Origin of the sequence: Paenibacillus sp. PAMC21692 (genome assembly GCF_014303795.1) — a bacterium.
GTDB classification, from domain to species: Bacteria; Bacillota; Bacilli; order Paenibacillales; family Paenibacillaceae; genus Pristimantibacillus; species Pristimantibacillus agaridevorans.
In genome coordinates, this window is record NZ_CP060293.1 from 7,570,038 (window position 1) to 7,586,975 (window position 16,938).

Here is a 16,938-nt window from a genome sequence, read left to right on the forward strand (position 1 = left end):
AAGCGCGTGCAGACTTTACGTCGTTTTTTCTCGTATTACAAGCCCTACAAGTGGCTTTTCACCCTTGCTTTCGGCAGCGCCATCATGGCCGCGCTGCTGGAGCTGACATTCCCGATGGCTATCAATATCATCATCGACGACTTGCTTCCCAAGGGCAACTGGATGTCGATTCTGTGGGCCGGACTTATTTTGCTCGGGATCTATTTACTGAGCTCCGTATTTCATTTTGTCGTCACCTATCATGGACACAAGCTCGGCATCAATATCGAGACGGACATGCGCCGCAATCTGTTCAAGCGGGTGCAGAAGCTGTCGTTCCGTTTCTTCGACAACAACAAAACCGGACATCTCGTCTCCCGCATGACCAACGATGTCATGGATATGGGCGAGGTCGCCCACCATGCTCCCGAGGATCTGTTTATCGCCGTCATGACGCTGCTCGGCGCTCTGGGCATCATGCTCGGCATCAACTGGCAGCTGGCTCTCCTAACGTTTGTCATCGTGCCGCTTATGATCTGGGTATCGCTGCATTTCTCCCGCAAGATGAACGCGGCCTTCAAAAAAATGTTCAGCGACATCGCCGATTATAACGCGCGCGTCGAAAATAACGTCAGCGGCATGCGGGTCGTGCAGGCTTTCGCCAACGAGCCGTTCGAGATAGAGAAGTTCAGCCAGAACAACAATCAGTTCCGCTTGACCAAATTGATCACGTACAAGGTTATGGCCTGGCATTCCTCTATCAGCTTCGTCATGCTGAAGTTCGTTTCCCTGTTCGTCATCGTCTGCGGAGCCTGGTTCGTCATTGAAGGAAGAATGAGCAATGGCGACTTCATGGCGTTCATCCTGCTCTCCAACGTCTTCCTGGGACCGATCCGCACGATCAATTCCCTGATCGAGACGATACCCAAGGGGCTCGCGGGCTTCCGCCGCTACGAGGAATTGATTCATACCGAGCCCGACGTAAAGGAGAAGCCCAATGCACGCAGCATCGGCCAACTCCGCGGCGATATCGTGTATCGGAACGTAAGCTTCGGTTATGAGTCGGACAAGTCGATCGTCAGCAATCTGAGCATGGACATTCGCGCCGGCGAAACCATCGCGCTGGTCGGGCCGTCGGGCGGCGGCAAATCCACGCTTTGCAGTCTGCTGCCCCGCTTTTACGACATTGCGGGAGGGCAAATTATGATCGATGGCCTGGACATTCGCGATATGCCGCTGCGCAGCCTGCGCGAGCAGATCGGCATTGTGCAGCAGGATGTATTCCTGTTCGACGGAACGATTCGCGAAAATATCGAATATGGCCGGCTCGGCGCAAGCGAGCAGGAGATCCGGCAGGCTGCGGAACGCGCCCAGCTCGCGGAGATGATTGACTCCATGCCGGACGGACTCGATACGCTGATCGGCGAACGCGGCGTCAAGCTGTCCGGCGGACAGAAGCAGCGGCTGTCCATTGCCCGCATCTTCCTGAAAAATCCGCCGATCCTGATCCTGGACGAAGCTACGTCGGCGCTTGATACGGAGACGGAAGCTTCCATCCAGCAAGCTCTGGCCGAACTGTCCAAAGGACGCACCACGCTGGTCATTGCCCACAGGCTAGGCACCGTCCGCAACGCTGACCGCATCTTCGTCGTGGCCGAGCAAGGCATCGCCGAGAGCGGCACGCATGAAGAGCTGATCGGCCGGGATGGCATCTACCGCCGGCTGCATCAGCAGGGGCTGACGGGCTGAAAAGCTGCATCTTCTGCATCAGCAAGGGCTGACAGATTGACGGGCCGACAGGATGCTGGGTTGATGGGCTGATGGGCGACATTAAAAGGATAATTGCCCCTTATTTGATTTCTGAGCTGGCGTTTTACGATATTATAGGGAAAACTGCCCTCTAATTAACTGCGAACAAACGGATGTGGCGCAAATCCCCAGAAATAAAGGGAGAATTTCCATCTATATACGCTAAAAAGCCATTTCCCTCGAAATTAGATGGAGAATTTCCATCTATTCCGTAAAATAGCTGCAGCGGACGATGTGAAAAATGGAGAAGGAATGCCAGAATAATAGTCTTTCCAACAATTGAACATGGGGCTGTCCAATAGTCGTAAATGACTTAGGGACAGTCCCCTGTTTAGTATTGGATCGCTAATTTCCGTTAGATTTCATCGGCTGAACATCCGCCAGTGCAACCTCACCGTTCAGATTAGCAAGACCCACGCGCATGTGCCTACCCAACGCCCATGCTCGGCGCACCGCAAAAAAAAAGCGAATTGCACGAAAACGTACAATCCGCTCGAGATTTTCAAATAAATGAAACTAGCTATAAACCTTCCCAACGTAAAACTCCATCAGATCCCGAACCAGCGAGAAAACCTCCCCCACCTTTAGCTCTTGGGAATCCTCGATATCCGACAACGTTGTCTCCGCAAGCCATCCTTTGGAGACGACATCGTCGAGTGCGGACTCCGGCGTAACAGACAAATCCGTTGTCAGCGCGATGGTGTAAGCCAGTTGCTCCAACGTAAGCGGCAGCTTGGCCGGTTCTTCGAGGTCGGCGATGGCCACGTACGGATTGCCCAGGAAGTGATCGGCATGAGCGATCTTAACCGTCTGCATGATATTGGCGAATTGACCCGCCGTTGCGATGCCGTCAAGGTTAAAGGTTTCGTTATGATCGCCGCCGAACGTCAGCGCCATGCTTACGGCGGCCAGCAGCCCCTGATAATGTTTGTGTTTGGCATATTCCGGCGTCTCGAATTTGACCGGCGCAAGCTCCATGCCCTGTGCCATTAAACGTTTGCGCAGCTCCGCGATATCCGCTTCCGAACGCGACAGCTCGCGGAACGACAAGCCAAGCTCCGCTGCCAGCTTCGTCGCGGCGCCTGCCGCCTCGCCGGTCGCCATGCCCAGCGGGATGACGCGGGCGCTTCCGTGCGGAATCGTATCGAAGCTGGCTGCGCGACCGACGACAAGAAGGTTGTCCACCGCAAGCGGCACGATAGCGCGGAACGGCACGCCGTATCGTTCCGGCGCCGCGACGATGGCCCCTTGATCCTGCGCGTTAAGCCGCTGGATATCGATTCTGTAAGAACCGTAGGCGATGGCATCCTTAAAGTCGCGGTTGTCCACGACGTCGACAGCGGTCAGACGATATTCGCCCTCAAAATGACGAGTCTCCCGCACGTACAATTCCGGTGCCACGCCCGCGTACTCGACGTCCTTAAGCTCCTTGTACGTCTTCTTAAGATAATCCACGATCAGAGGCGCTTCTTTGGCTCCAATCTCAAGCGCTTCCTGCACGGATTCCGGATTCAGCGGATCAATACCGAAAATATGCATCGCGTTGATCAGTATCGTGTCGTCGTTTTGCCTGCCTACGTTCAATGCCCGAATGCCGACCCGCTCCGGATTCGAAGAGACGTATTCCCTCGACTTTATGAACCCCCATGCGCTCATGCTGTCGATGCCCGTGCCGTCGCCGATGTTCGCGAAGGAATCCCACACCTGCTGGGTCACGCCGCTCATCTTAAAAACAAGCGTGACGGCCTGCTGGTCTTGCGGCCTGCCGATATCCTCGCGCCCCACCGAATACGGAACGCCCGCCGCGGCGGCGATATCTCCGTCCTGCGTCGCATCAATGACCGCTCCAGCACGAACGGCATATTCTACGCCGCCTTCTGTTTCCAGGCGAAGCCCCGTAATCATTTGGCCCGAGCCTTTGTTGCCCGTCTCCATGATGGGCTCCAGGAACTTCGTCTTCATGAGGAGATCGATATTCGGCTCCGCCTTCACTAGCTCGTAGAACGCGTTAGCCGCCGTATTGACGTCGAACGAAGTCCCTTCGATCATGTCGTACCATTCCTGAAAGATCCCCTTGTTGAGAAAATTATGTTTGCCGGACAACTTGGACTGCTCCGGCGAATAGTTCAAATCCAGCGAATTCAACCAGCCCAGCGTCATGAGTCCGCCCAGAATTTCGCGATTCCGCCCATCGACCAGCAATACGCGCTGATCGTTTCGCGCCGCGGAAATGGCAGCCACGATGCCCTCGGGATCCGTGCCCGCCACGATGACATCATAGTTGTCTTCGGGCTGAGTGATGGATTCGACTTGCAACAAAGCCTGAGGCTCATGCCGATTCACCGTGTTATTCCGTTCCTTGTACCAGATCCAGCCTGCCGCTGCCGCCGCAATGACGACAATTAATAATATCGCCGTAAGTAGTGCCGTTCTTTTCTTGCGCATCATTGTATAGGTTCCTCCTGCAACTCCCCGCTTGACACGGGACTAATTGTCGATGACAATTGACTTTGGCTTAAATGGAAAATATAAGAACATCACCTGTCGGGGGTATTCATGAATTCCAACATTACAGTTCCGAAGCCGCAATCGCGGATTGCAGAGCTTGATCTGCTGCGAGCATTCGCCATTATTGCCGTCATTGCCATTCACTCCACATCCTTCGCCACCATCGAAATGACTGCTTCTTCGCCAGTCGCCTACTTCCTGTACATCGCCGCGAATATCGGAATGAATTTCGCCGTTCCCGTTTTTCTGTTTCTGAGCAGTCTTGTTTTGTTCAAGCGATACGGCAACATGCCTTTCACTGGACAGACATTTATTTCCTTTTATAGGAAACGGGCGACCCAAATCATTATACCATATACTGTATGTTCGGCAATCTACTATATCGCCGTCGAGGTTACGAGAGCCGGATGGGATCTTCAAGCCTCCCTCCTGCCCGATTTTCTCGAAAAGCTGGCAACGGGGACCGCTTACGCTCATTTTTATTATATTTTTATCATCATTCAGTTCTATGCGCTGTTCCCGTTCGTTCTGCGACTGCTTCAGGCATTCCCTCGTCTTGTTTCTTGGGGAATTCCGTTCGGGATTGCCGTACAAGCTGCCTTCTATATCGCGGGCCAATTCGTGGATATTCCGAATGCCGCCAGCTGGTTTCTATCCTACTTCGGTTATTACATGTTGGGCGTATTCGTCGGCATAAAGTATGACGAGATCCGGTCTGCAATTGTTTCGTTACGCGGGGGTCTCGTTCAACGATTCGGGCTAGCTCTGCTCTGGGGAGGCTGGCTTGCTTCCGGGCTTGCCTACATCGTCTTGTGGTACAAATTTAGAATAAATACGATTACGCCCCAAACGTGGACATTCTACTTCGCGGGGAGCATTTACGCCTATTTGTCTGCTCTGACGTTGACTTACGGAGCCTTAATCCTGGAGACCAGATGGACGCATACGCGCGTTGTACGTTTCCTGAAGAAGCTTAGTCCGTATGCCTTCGGCATCTATTTGCTGCATCCGCTTCTGCTGGCCGCATATCGCGAGCTTCGTCCCTTGCACGCCGAACCTTATCTCTACCATATCTGGTACATTGTCGGCTTCCTGCTGGCTTTATTCGGCACTTGGGCAATCGTCGCCTTCGCGCAGCGTTACATCCCATTGGCATGGATTGTGTTAGGCAGCAATGAAGTTAAACAAGCGCGCTGAATAATAACGGCGAGCCGTCGAAGCGACTCGCCGCTCCCATTTTCAAAAGCTAATAGCCAACCTCCACGGACGCGATGACGACATATGCCAGATCATTGACGTCATCCTTGTCCGTGAGCAAAATACCGCTGCTTGTCAGCATGCCTCCGTCCACAACTTCGAATGTAACTTGTCCGTAAGGCAGCTCTTCTCTGACCCTCTCCAGGTCAAGCTTCTCTCTATCAGCAGGCACCGCCAGCCTAACGTTCACCTTCATATTGGCCAGATCGCCGCCAGGAAGCACGGACCGAATACCCGGCATCGAATTATGATGGATGGCGTTCTGCACGGCGCGCACCGCCGCCTTGGTCACGTTTTGCCCATGCAGGTCGATTCCCATTCCGATTTCTACGAACATCATTTTATCCATTGCCGCCTCTTCCCTTCTCAGCTTCATAAAACACTATCACTATCGTAACTTTGCAGATGGCAGATCGCAACCTTCCTGCATAATTGACGTCTTAATAATTGGTAATATTTATTTATTGTGGCGGGGAGTGGAATCCTTGGAAACAAGCAAAAGAAATGCCCGGGTCTTGGCGGCGGCTGTATTCGTGACGCTCTTGCTCAGTTCGTACGCAGGCGCTAGCCATGAAGCTGGAGCTTTGGCCGTAAACGGCAACACCGAGCAATCAGCCAAAGTTGCCACGCTTGCAGCGATCGCCCACGACAAGAGTCCCATCAAGAAACTGGATACAGAGAGCGCCGCGATTAACCAAGCGATTGCTTTAAAGCTGATACCGCAGCAAGCAGACCATTATACGGCTAGACTAGCCAACGATATTTGGACAATTCAATACACGATGTTAGATTGGGATCGTGAAGGGACGATCGGTTTAAACGCAGAGACGGGGCTTCCTGTCAGTTTGGATGAACGTTTGGGCAGAGTGTCCGTCCACGATGACAACGTACCGATAGAGTTCCTGGGCGAGGAAAACATTACTTACACGGAAGCCGTATCCATTGCGGAGGCATATACCAAAAGCCAGGGCTGGGATCTGGACACGGATTGGACGCTGTGGCGTTATCCGCACAGCTACTATTCCTTGAGGTTCGAAACAGGCGTCTACCATCGCGTAGAGTTTGTTCGTTCCTTTGAAGGCATTCGTTATGATAATAACCGGTTCATCATCTACGTGGATCGGGAATCAGGCAAGGTCGTTGCACATACTCTGACTTGGTCAGATACTGAATTTATTACTCCAGATGACATGATTACACTCGAGGAAGCGGCATCAACGTTTTACCGCAAGGTGGAGCCTGTACTCGAACCGGGATTTTGGCCAACGGACGATGGCGACTATCCACCGCAGTATAAAGCGTATTCCAGCTATACTATACATGCCAACGGAGATTGGGCCGTGGACCATAACTCTAGCACCTCTGCGCCGATTAAGGAGATCGTTGCCGCCTACCCCCGGGATATAGCAAAAAAGAGGCTGCTGTCCTTGTTTGATCTGGAGCAGCTTTATTTGGACGACTCGCCTGGTCAGGCCTCGCTTTACTTTCAACTACGCGTCAAACCCGAGGTTCCGATCTCCCCCTGGGGCGATCATCCTTTCATTTATGCACATACAGGCGAATGGCTGGTCCCTGTCCCAGATGGCTCAGCCGGAGATTTACCGCCAGCAAGCGATTGGCTGATTAATCTCACAGCCCCAGCTAGCGCCATCGATTACAATGCTGCCGTCGTATGGAACAGCAAGTTCCTCCCGCTTCGCGATGAACCGGTTATTCGCAACGGTTCCACGCTTGTGCCGTTTCGCGAGCTGCTGGAGAAGCTTGGCGCTTCCGTACTGTGGGACCCGGCGAAACGCAAAGTAACAGCCAGCAAAGGCGATGTCACAATAGAGATGACTATTGGATCCGGCTTAGCGCTTGTGAACGGCAAATCGCAGACGATAGGCGCTCCGGCAACAATCGTGAATGGCCGCACCTATATTCCGGCACGAATGGTTCTGGAAACATTCGGTGCCCATATTAGCTGGAACGAACAATCGCGATTAGTGCTGGTGAACACCGGAGAGACGTCAGAAGCTCCTGCCTTGAACGAGCAGGAGATCGGCCAGCTTCGTTTCACGGCGCAGATTAATTGGGAAGAGAAAAATATTCGCTAGTCTATTTGCCCTTTAACAGCCGGTATCGGGTATATCGATACCGATTGTTTAAGGGCTTTCGTTTGTTTTGTAACAGTGTCGCTTCCGCGAACACCAACATTCGATCGAGCTACTTATGCGCGACCTAAGGGGTCATGGACGCACAAATTTCAAAAATTGTGCCTATTTTGTAACATTACGTGAAAATATTCACGTACACTTCATTTATACTAAAAATGTGACCATCTCTGTAAAATTATCCGTAAGCGCCACCGCTTGCGAATTACTCATTCGTGCTTGAGAGGCAGGTCCTTAAATGAAAACTTCGCGGCTTTTTGCCTTTTTGCTTGTAACGATATCTCTCTATCTCGTCTACGTTCTGGTGGACAATTACGTCCTGGACCCGCAGGCGGAGCAATTCCTCGCGCTCAAAACAGGAATAGACCGCGTTCTCAACCTCCCCGTATGGCTAAACGTCATGTACGTGCATGTCGCGTTCGCGACGATTTCCACTGCGTCGGGGGCGATGAATTTCTCCAAATACATTCGAAATCGATTCCGTGGGTTTCACCGCGTCAACGGATACATTTATGTTGTGTCTGTCATGCTCGTTGTCCTTACTTCCGGTTACATGGCCCCCTACTCAACAGGCGGCAAACCAGTCAGTGTCGCTTATAATATGATGAACATCGTATGGCCGGCCTTCACTGTCATTGCTATTATGCGCATTAAAAAGAAGGACCTCGTCGGCCATCTCCGTTCGATGGTTCGCAGTTATGTCTTTTGTTTCACCAATGTGTTCGTCCACACGATGACGTTCCTCGCAGAGCAAGGGCTGCGGCTTCCGCATGAGACAAGCTACACGTTCGGCGTCTTCTCCGCTTTCGCGCTTAACTTGTTAATCGCCGAGCTTATCATCGCGATTTTTTACGCGCCGAGCCGTGTTGCCAACACCTCGACTTATATTAAGGGAGAAATACAGCCTCAAAAGTAGACTGAGGACGGCGCGCAACCAGCAGGGCTTTGGTCTCCTGAGCCCTCGCATCTAATGATTTATGGTACGTTGATTGCAACACTAACTGGGCGCTGTGGTTTCCATTAAGTTGTTGCCGGCTGCGGGCGCTGTGCTTGCCATTACGTTCTTGCCAACTGTAGGTGCTGTAACCTCCATTATGTTGTTGCCGGCTGGCCGATCCTCAGCTTTCCCCTACAATTGTACAAATCTACACAAATTCACTTACGGAATCCCATCTAAAGCCGTAAATTGTACGAAAATACACAAATTTTCGCTTCACATCATCGTTTTTGAGCTCTCCGAGCCTAAATTTATGTATATTTGTACAAATTCATAGAAAACAAGCATGCACCTGGTACTATTTGTGTATTTTCGTACAATTGTTATCAAGCAAACTCCACGATGCGGTATCTATTATGTGCGCATATAGCCGAAGGCTAGTTGAATACGTGCCTCCTTCCGTCAATTCCCCCCCTTGCATCCTCACGTGCATCCCTCCGCGACTGCTTCCGTGCATACTTTCGTGCAGCCTTCCGTGCCTCCATCAGCTCCTCCCTCCGTGCATACTTTCGTGCATACTTTCGTGCATCCTCACGTGCATCTTCCGTCCCTCCTTCCTTTGGCAGCGCAGCGCGTTTCATTTCGAGAAGGATCGATCACGTATGGAGAATGCTAATGTTTTTCTATAATAGCAGCAAAAAGCGCATCCCGCAGGATACGCTTCTTGTCGTACTTTATCACACCGGCCATGCGGCAAAAGCCGCTGCTCTCCAGAGAACCGCTCGCCAAAGTCGACGCCGCACCCTCTACATAAACGTTAGCCTAAATCGGAATCCGGTACTCCGAATTCAGCTCGATAATATGCTCGCCTTCGTTATAAACCCAACTGAAGTGGAACGTGTTTCCCTCGTACTTGGTGCGTTGCCGAATGTCGGGAACGATCGTCGTGTTCATGTGGTCGATGATGATCGACTCCATTTCTTTTAGCCGCCGCAGCGTCTCGCTTGCCAGCTCCTCCGCTCTATCATCGGGCAGAGAAAGGCGGAAGTAATGCTCCGCAACCTCGGAAGGCGGCAAGCCTTCCTCCATCTCGTAACCCGCACCGCGCAGCACTTCCTTTACCGTCTTGATCCAGTCGGCAGTCAAATCCATCGTGATTTCGTACATTATCGTCATGACTCATTCCTCCGATTCTCTTCTTACGTTACCCTATCATAACGTCTTCGGAGGTTGCAAGTGCATTCGCGAGTCCATCATGGAGGCTATTGCGCTGACGCATGACACAATCAACAAGTCCTGCTTCAGATACTTCCCGTTTTCCGCTCGATCCGGTTCAAGAAGCGAAGCCGATCTAATCCGACTGTTCCTGTTATGCCTGCTCAGTGTCTGGCAGCGGCTTCAATCGGACGAAAGAAGAAAGCGCCAGCGAAATAACCAGCAAAACAAACGGCACCACGCTGATGAGGACGCGGAACGTCAACTCCGGATTGTCGCCGGGATTATCGCCGCTCTCGTAGCCTAGCAGCACGCCAACAACGAGGACGGAAAGGACCGAGATCAAGCCGCTGGAGCGCGTAATGAAACCGCTGACCGCCGTATAGATACCTTCCCTGCGCCTTCCCGTCTCTGCATAATCCAGATCGATAATATGGCTGTTCACGACAGGCGGCGTTACCAGGAATCCAGCGAGGCCGAAGCCGACCAATACGCCCGCCGCAATTCCGGTAAAGAGATTGCTTCCGAACCATAACGGGATGACCGACAGCGCGTAAGCGAGCAGCGACAATCGCCATGCTTTGACGCTGTCCATTCTTTTAATGATCCAGAACCAGACGGCAACAAGCGGAATCACGGAAACGAAGATGGAAGCCAGCAGCAAGGCCACTTGCTCCGAAGGCACTTTCAGCACGTATTTGGCGTAGAAGGGAATCATGGAGCTCAGCAACCCGTTCACCGTCTGTGCGAACGAATTGGCAATGTTGAAAATCCAGAACGGCTTATTGGTCACCGTGGCCGCGAACGACTCCTTGAGCCCCATGCGCGGCGTCTTGCGAGCTTCTTCGTCCTCCTGCGTAAACCGAAGGAACAGGATCATTAATACAGCAAACATGCCGCCGAATATAAGTGCCATGGGGCCGAAGCCGAGGCCGTCGTACAGAATCGGTCCCGCGACCGAAGCGATGAGAATCGCGACGATCTGATACCCTTGCTGAATGGCCGAAGCCTTCTTGCGCAGCGTATTCCCTCTATATAACTCCGGGAACAAGGAGCCGTAATTGACCCATATAATCGTCGCCACTGCTTCGAACAACACAAGCGCGACCAGGAACCAGACGAACAGAGCCGTCTCGGACAACCCTTCCGGCACCGCGAACACCAGATAGAACATAAGGAAAAAGAGCGGAATGGAAACGTACAGCCAAGGTTTTCTTCGTCCGAATCTCGTATCCGTCCGATCGGATAAGTATCCCGCCAAAGGCTGGTTGACGGCATCCCAGATCATGAACACCGTTCTCGCGAACGTCACCAGACCGATGGCAAGCCCCAGTGTTTCCATATAATAAAACACATAAAAAGCGCTAAAAGCATGGCTCGGAATCATCATTGCCAGCATCCCGAATGCATACATCCATGGCGAATTGATCGCTCTGTTTCGTGCCATCCTTTTTCCGCCCCCCATGATTTGGCCAGATTATTTTTCTGTTTCCATCATGATGTCGGTTCTCCCGCACTCAATAAGGCAGCTCGCTCCCGCTCAAATACGCATACAGATTGGCAAGCGACATGGTGTAGCCTTCTTCCGTCTGCGCGGCCGCCGCTTCATCTTCGTAACCTGTCTCGCGAATCGTTACCGTCGATCCGCCCTTCTCCTCCTTCACCAGGAACGAAGTAACCATGTCCGATAACTCGCCATCGAATTCCCAGCGAACGGAAAATTCCGACCGCTCTTCGATTCTCTCGATAACAGCCTTCAATGAGACGACCTCGGAGCCGTCATGATAATCGTTCGGCGTGTGGTGGAACCACAGCTCGGCTCCTGCCTCCAATTGCGGGATATCCCAAGGCGAGCCGGGAGAATACCATAACGACAATTCTTCATCCTTCGTGACCGCTCTCCAGGCCCGGTCGGGACCGGCTTCCACCCAAACGGAACATTCGACCGTTATGTTCGACATCCGATGCTCTCCTTCTCCATTCATTAATTAAACTTCGAACCAGTCCGGGAAGCGGCGGCGCAGATGCGCCAACTTCACTTCCGCCTGCTTGGAGCCCCCGCCCTCATGGCCGTTGAACGGATAGAGAAAGATCTCCTTCTCGCCGACGATCCGATTGTATGTCGCATAATACATTTGGGGAGGGCAAGTCTCGTCCTTAAGCGCAACGGATGCCAGCACGGGACACTGAATGCGCTCCGCCATATTCATCGTATCGAAGTAGCTGAGATTGTCCATCACCTGATCCGTCAGCTCGGGATGATGGCGCAGAAACTCCGTCACGGAGCCGAACGCGCCGTGGTTTCCTTCGATGCGGGCGACGATATTGCTGTTGCTGGGCACGTCCACCATGGCCAGCTTCGCGCGGTTGTCCAGCGCGGCGATCGCCATGCCTAGTCCTCCTCCTTGGCTGCCTCCGTCGATAACGATGCGGTCCGCGTCGATCTCTTCCTGCGCGCAGGCGAAATCGATCGCCTTGAGACAATCCATATACACATGGCGGAAATAATATTCGTATTTATTATGTACGCCCCGACAGGCCACGTTCGACGAGTAGCCATGCGTATACTGGGCGCTGTTGCCCGTTTTGCCGCCCTGATCCCTGCAATCGACCGCAAGCACCGCCATACCCATCATAACAAAGTGCATGTAGCCCACAGGATTTCCCCTGCTGCCGTTGAAACCGTGATAATGGACGACACAAGGGTATTTCTCCTTGCTCAGGAAGGCCGGCAAGATCAGCCATCCATGGATTCGCGTCTCGTCCATGCCGTTGTACGAAATATCGTATACGCGCACCGACGGGATCGGGTAGTCTATTTCCTTTCTTTCCGGCCGAAGCGGCACCTCTTGCGCCTCCGCAATGGTCTCCTCCCAGAACTCGAAGAAATCCGACCTTCTTGTTAACTCCGGCAAATACTTCTCCAACTCTTTTCGTTTTTGTTCCACATAACCCACTACCTTCGCTTCCCCCTCATTGAGGTTGTTCAAAAAGTCCGCTTCCCATTACGAAGTCATCCAAGAAGCATACTCGACGTAGAATATTGAATTCAGCCGAACCTAAGCAGATGCTTACGAAGTATGTTTCCTTCGGAAACATTGCAGGTGCTCACGTAGCTTCCACTACGCTCCGCTCCTCAGGTTCTAGCTTCATCCAATCTTCTCGGTACTGAGAACCGAACTTTTTGAACATGCACTCATAATAACCTTTCTCGTTATGTCATTTACTTCTCTCCTTTCCGCTCCCAATCCTGCTTGCTTAGGAAAACTTTACGGCGGCTTGCCTTGATATTTGCCTGTGTTCGTTAGTCTTACTCTCACTACTACTTCGGCAAGCGATTTGTTCGACAAAACAAACTTGTCGCCCGTTGTCTCCTTGCGGAAGCGGCTCGGATTGCTCCGGTACAGCTCCTCCAATAAGCCGAAGGGATCCGTTTCTTTTTTCACTCCTTCCCGGAAAGTCGTCTCCACCTCCCGGGCGATGGCTTCCTCCGCAAGTTTCTCCATCTCCTTGATCGATGCCTCATCCATTATCTCCATAACGAACCCTTTCACTTTTACCTGTATCCTGAATTGGCTCCCTTCGCCCTCCGAGATGGCCTTGACGCTCGATCTTGGATGCGAGAGCATGAGCACCGCAAGCGGTTTTCCTTCACGGCGTATGAGCAGCGGAGTACGCTCCAGATCCTCTTCGATCCACCTGAGACCATATAAGTCCTCCACGGGCATCCAGCTGGACATTCGATTGTTTCGAAAAAAATACATTCCCGTCAACCTAATCATCTTTTTAGGCTTTTCATCCTCTGTCCATTCCCCCCCATCAATTCCGACTGAAGGTATGGCTGCCGGTTCGCCGGGCTCATTTAGATGGGCAATGACCCGATTGGCCTTAACGGGCAGTATAAACGCTTCTTTGGAGGCGGACTGAGTGCCGGTAAACATCATCGTATATAACGGAGCCATGTTTATGATCGACTTTTGCATGAGCACATCGCGTATGTTCTGCTTCGTACCATAAACGTAGACGGTATAACGAACCTCGCGATAACGGTTAATCGCGCTGTATATATCCTGCACGCCTTTCTTGAGCGCCTCCTCCGAGATGACGAGCACCTGCACATGTCCCCAGAACAAGCGAAGCTGCGACGTTTCTCCCACCCTGATAAGCGCCGATGCCACGGTATCTCCTTTCCCCGAGCCAATCCATACGGGCTTTGCGGGGCCGAGGTCTACCTGATCGGAGTGCGCGACCGTCGAGAAGTTGATCACCTGCGCGTAGGCGATCCATTCTCCGTTCTTGTAATCGATGCCGATTGCTGTCGCATAAGCGTTGCTTTGGATATCGGGCATAGCGGTGCATGCGCCGGAGACCAGCAGCATTATCAGGACGGATGCTGCTAGAGCTAATCTTTTCAATGTCATTAGCTGTCGCCCCCCTGATTATCGCTATCAATCGTTTCCAGCGCCATAGGCCTTTTCTTCATCTTGCTCCAAGGAACGCGCAGGAAGGAAACGACGAGCTGCTTAAAGTTAAGCGGGGACAACGGAGTCAGGTACGGCACGCCGAAAGGCTTCAAACTGGCCATATAGCCCAGCAGCAGCACCATGCCGAGAATAACGCCGAACAAGCCCAGGAGCGCGGACAGCAGGAAGAAGAAAAACCGCATTAAGCTTACCTGAGTGCTCAACGTCTGATTGACGAGCGTAACACCGGATACGGCGGTAATCGCGCCGACAACGACGACGGACGGAGAGACGAGCCCCGCCCGGATGGCGGCATCTCCGATAATCAAGCCGCCGATGGACGTGAGCGTTTGTCCGATTGCGCTCGGAAGGCGGATGCCCGCTTCCCGGAATATTTCCAGAAGCATCAGCAAGAGGAACATCTCCATATGCGAAGACAGCGGGATACCGAGCCTTGTTACGGAGATCGTCGCCATAATGCGGTACGGAATCTGATCGGGATGGAACGACATCAGCCCCACCCAGATCGCGGGCAGAAAGATGGAGAGGAACAGGCTGATTCCCCTGATGATGCGCGCGAACGACACATACGTATAATTGAAATGTGCGTCCTCCGGCGATTTTAGAATGAGGGAAATCCCCGCCGGAGCGATCAGCACCATGGGCAATCCATCCACGACGATGACAATCCTTCCCGACAGAAGACTGCTCATGACGTAATCGGGACGACCTGTGAAATCCATCACCGGCAGCAGCTTAAACTTCGAATCCGACAGGTATTCCTCCAATTGGCTGATGCTGAAGATGGCATCCACGTCGATGCGGCTAAGCCGATCCTTCATCTCAGTCAAAATAGTAGGATTTAGAATGTCGCGAAAATAAAGCAGCGCAATCCGGGTCTTCGAACGACTGCCCAAAAGCATATGCTCTACATGGAATGATGGCGTTCTAAGCCGCTTGCGGATCAGCGCGATGTTGACCGTAATATCCTCCACGAAGCCGTCTCGCGGACCTTTGACCGAAATTTCCGTACTGGATTCGAAAGGCGTTCGCGTCGGCTTATCCGCAATCGCGATGAACCCGACCTCTCCCGTCGCGACGAATAACAGCAAAAGATCCCCTTGGAAGAGCACCTCCGCCAGCTCATCGGGACTCTGATCCGTTTGGACGAGCGGCAGGACGCCTGACAGCTTCTTAAAGGGATCCTCGTCCATCCCTTCCCGGTACATCCGATCCAGCTCCGGCAGGATATAGTCGCCGATATCGCTCGTACGTGCCAATCCTTCCGCATAGGCTAAGACAACCTCCACTTCCGTTTTTTCTCCGAAGCGGCAGGTTTGAAACAAAACATCGTCGCTTCCACGGAACAGTTCCCTAAAGCTCTCTTCCGTCCAGTTCTTTTCCTTGCTCCCGACGTTGCTTGTCATGTCGCTTCCTCCTTGCTTTTCTTCCTTTTTGGGAATAGGGCTGCCGCCATCCACAGAAACGATAAGGGCAGCAGAACGGCCAATGAGATCGGCATGTAATACCAGGACATCCACTGGTAGAAGTCATATTCATTAATAGGGTATATAGCGATCAACGCATAGCTGGCCATGACGGCGATAACGATGATATTTCTTAGGTTCTTCCGCTTAAATCGGAACAGCTCGACAAGCAAGAAAGCCGAGAGACTGATGCGAATGCACGCGCCCGACAGCCATTGAAAGATCGACAGAAAGTCGAGATGCTCTATATATTTGCCGATCTGGACAAGCCGCCATTGTTCGTAGGGAGAGGTCGTCTGATGCATCGCTTCCGCCGGACCGAATTCCGTAACCGCCGCCATGAGCGGTCCCATAGAGATGATCGTGGAGAACGCCACATATAGCAGCAATTGCCAGAGCCTGACCTTCTTCTCAAGACGGTGCTGCAGCAGCATAATGACGATAAACTCCACGAACCCCGCGCCTGTATATACCATGCCGTTCGCAACAGGCCCAAAACCATTCTCCAGCACAGGCCGCAAGAGCGAGTAATCTTTATTGGGCGCGTTAAACGAGCTGACAAAGATGCCCAGCCCAACGACGATGGGAAGCAGTATGCCGGATACGACCGCAATGACCGGCAGCCCCCAGAGGCATATAGCCGCGCAGAATAATACCAGGCATCCAATTATTAGCAGCTTAGGAGTTATGGGCAAATAATTCGTAATCGTCCATGTCGAGGTATGGGCGACGGTCAATCCTCCGACCAAATACAAATGAATCGCGACCGGCACCATAAGCGCAATAGCAGCGGGACGAGTAATTCGGGCGGACAACCAGTCCAACCAGAGCTGTTGACCCGACCGGCGCATCATCCAATAGAGCAGCGCGACCCACAACATGAACAATGCCCCGCTAACGAGCGCCGTAATCCAGGAATCCCGTCCCGAAACGTCCAACACCATGGGGTTGACGATGACATGGCTGGCCAAGCCGTTCATAAGCGAAAACATCATAAACAATTGCACAAAGTTGATTTGTCCCGTACTTTTCATGGGTTCGCCTCCGTATCGCAGCCATCCAGATTTTAGCATCGATTAGTATAACCTCTGCCACTTTTTTCTATGCCGGTGGCCAAGATGAAAAACAGA

The 16,938-nt window shown here is 52.5% G+C and carries 13 protein-coding genes; 4 read left to right on the forward strand and 9 right to left on the reverse strand.

Translation table 11 applies throughout. From position 1 onward, the window contains the following. Window positions 1-6 precede the first annotated feature (6 nt). Entirely contained in the window at window positions 7-1,728 is a 1,722-nt protein-coding gene (locus H7F31_RS30230) for an ABC transporter ATP-binding protein (protein ID WP_187101847.1), read from the forward strand. Window positions 1,729-2,304: 576 nt separating this feature from the next. Here the strand turns inward: H7F31_RS30230 and H7F31_RS30235 are convergent. Further along, a complete protein-coding gene (locus H7F31_RS30235; protein ID WP_187101848.1) occupies window positions 2,305-4,236 on the reverse strand; it encodes an FAD-dependent oxidoreductase in 1,932 nt (643 codons plus the stop codon). Window positions 4,237-4,344: 108 nt separating this feature from the next. On the opposite strand from H7F31_RS30235, the gene H7F31_RS30240 reads away from it, so the two are divergent. Continuing rightward, entirely contained in the window at window positions 4,345-5,493 is a 1,149-nt protein-coding gene (locus tag H7F31_RS30240) for an acyltransferase (protein ID WP_187101849.1), read from the forward strand. Between the two features lie 49 nt (window positions 5,494-5,542). Here the strand turns inward: H7F31_RS30240 and H7F31_RS30245 are convergent, their stop codons facing one another. Further along, window positions 5,543-5,902, reverse strand: a complete 360-nt coding sequence (locus H7F31_RS30245) for a Lin0512 family protein (RefSeq protein WP_087571869.1) — start codon at window positions 5,900-5,902, stop codon at window positions 5,543-5,545. Window positions 5,903-6,038: 136 nt separating this feature from the next. On the opposite strand from H7F31_RS30245, the gene H7F31_RS30250 reads away from it, so the two are divergent. Then, a complete protein-coding gene (locus H7F31_RS30250; RefSeq protein ID WP_187101850.1) occupies window positions 6,039-7,649 on the forward strand; it encodes a copper amine oxidase N-terminal domain-containing protein in 1,611 nt (536 codons plus the stop codon). A 295-nt stretch (window positions 7,650-7,944) separates the two neighbouring features. After that, entirely contained in the window at window positions 7,945-8,622 is a 678-nt protein-coding gene (locus H7F31_RS30255; protein WP_187101851.1) for a DUF2306 domain-containing protein, read from the forward strand. Between the two features lie 843 nt (window positions 8,623-9,465). On the opposite strand, the gene H7F31_RS30260 is transcribed toward H7F31_RS30255, so the two are convergent. From H7F31_RS30260 to H7F31_RS30290, 7 genes are all read right to left on the reverse strand, one after another. After that, window positions 9,466-9,819, reverse strand: a complete 354-nt coding sequence (locus H7F31_RS30260; protein WP_261800188.1) for a hypothetical protein — start codon at window positions 9,817-9,819, stop codon at window positions 9,466-9,468. Between the two features lie 193 nt (window positions 9,820-10,012). Beyond that, on the reverse strand, window positions 10,013-11,305 hold the full coding sequence (locus tag H7F31_RS30265) for an MFS transporter (protein WP_187101852.1): 1,293 nt from the start codon (window positions 11,303-11,305) through the stop codon (window positions 10,013-10,015). Window positions 11,306-11,375: 70 nt separating this feature from the next. After that, window positions 11,376-11,819: an SRPBCC family protein gene (locus tag H7F31_RS30270; protein WP_179215913.1), complete on the reverse strand. Its 444-nt coding sequence runs from the start codon at window positions 11,817-11,819 to the stop codon at window positions 11,376-11,378. 27 nt (window positions 11,820-11,846) lie between these two features. Beyond that, complete coding sequence (locus H7F31_RS30275) at window positions 11,847-12,848, reverse strand: acetylxylan esterase (RefSeq protein ID WP_261800189.1); 1,002 nt, start codon at window positions 12,846-12,848, stop codon at window positions 11,847-11,849. A gap of 279 nt (window positions 12,849-13,127) precedes the next feature. Next, on the reverse strand, window positions 13,128-14,279 hold the full coding sequence (locus tag H7F31_RS30280) for a Ger(x)C family spore germination protein (protein WP_187101853.1): 1,152 nt from the start codon (window positions 14,277-14,279) through the stop codon (window positions 13,128-13,130). Then, entirely contained in the window at window positions 14,279-15,748 is a 1,470-nt protein-coding gene (locus tag H7F31_RS30285; RefSeq protein ID WP_187101854.1) for a spore germination protein, read from the reverse strand. Before H7F31_RS30285 ends, H7F31_RS30280 begins: the two co-directional genes overlap by 1 nt. After that, window positions 15,745-16,842, reverse strand: coding sequence for a GerAB/ArcD/ProY family transporter (locus H7F31_RS30290; RefSeq protein WP_187101855.1), 1,098 nt, complete (start codon window positions 16,840-16,842; stop codon window positions 15,745-15,747). The genes H7F31_RS30285 and H7F31_RS30290 overlap by 4 nt, the downstream gene beginning before the upstream one ends. Window positions 16,843-16,938: the final 96 nt, after the last annotated feature.